Annotated in this window: 1 protein-coding gene; it reads right to left on the bottom strand. The window is 67.6% G+C overall.

The window, feature by feature from the left end:
- Positions 1-12: 12 nt before the first annotated feature.
- Positions 13-519 (bottom strand): HNH endonuclease, encoded by a 507-nt coding sequence (locus ACFW2E_RS42610; protein WP_384476272.1) that lies wholly within the window; start codon positions 517-519, stop codon positions 13-15.
- Positions 520-682: the final 163 nt, after the last annotated feature.

Below are 682 nucleotides of genomic sequence, written 5' to 3'. Positions count from 1 at the left end.
TCTCGTGTACCGCTACGCGGCCGGCTGGGACAGCCACTCCGGCAGCGCCTCGAAGTCCTCCTGCCCCAGCGCCAGCAGCATCGCGTCCTGAGGCGTCGGCTCGAACGGCTGCCGCAGCAGCGGCATACCCGCCTGCTCCGGAGTCCGGTCGGCCTTGCGGTGATTGTCCTCCGCGCACGACGCGACCGTGTTCAGCCAGGAGTCCCTGCCACCCTGAGCCCGCGGCACCACATGGTCCACGGTCGTCGCCCGCCGCCCGCAGTAGGCGCATCTGTGCCGGTCCCGGACCAGCACGCCGCGCCTCGACCACGGCGCTTGTCTTCGGAACGGCACCCTCACGTACCTGCAGAGCCTGATCACCCGGGGCGCCGGTATGTCCACATCGGCACCGCGCATGCGCAGTTCGGGGTGGGCCTGCTCGACGACGGCCTTGTCCTGCAGCACCAGAACGACGGCGCGGTTCAGCGTCACCGTCGACAGCGGCTCGAAGCTCGCGTTCAGAACCAGCGTGTCACGCATCCAGCCCACCTCCCGTGTGCACCGCCCACCCCCCGGCGGGATTGGATCAACTCTGGACGGGCGCGCCGAGATGGACAACGCAATAAAAAATGCCCGCCCCTGATAAATTACAAGACCAGGGGCGGGCCAACGTTCATTTAACTCTCGTTTGAATCGGCTGGGG

The sequence above is a fragment of the Streptomyces sp. NPDC058964 genome (assembly GCF_042741275.1).
In the GTDB taxonomy this organism is placed as follows: domain Bacteria; phylum Actinomycetota; class Actinomycetes; order Streptomycetales; family Streptomycetaceae; genus Streptomyces.
The sequence above is the reverse complement of the archived record's forward strand: the minus strand, read 5'-3'. Positions and strand labels throughout refer to the sequence as shown.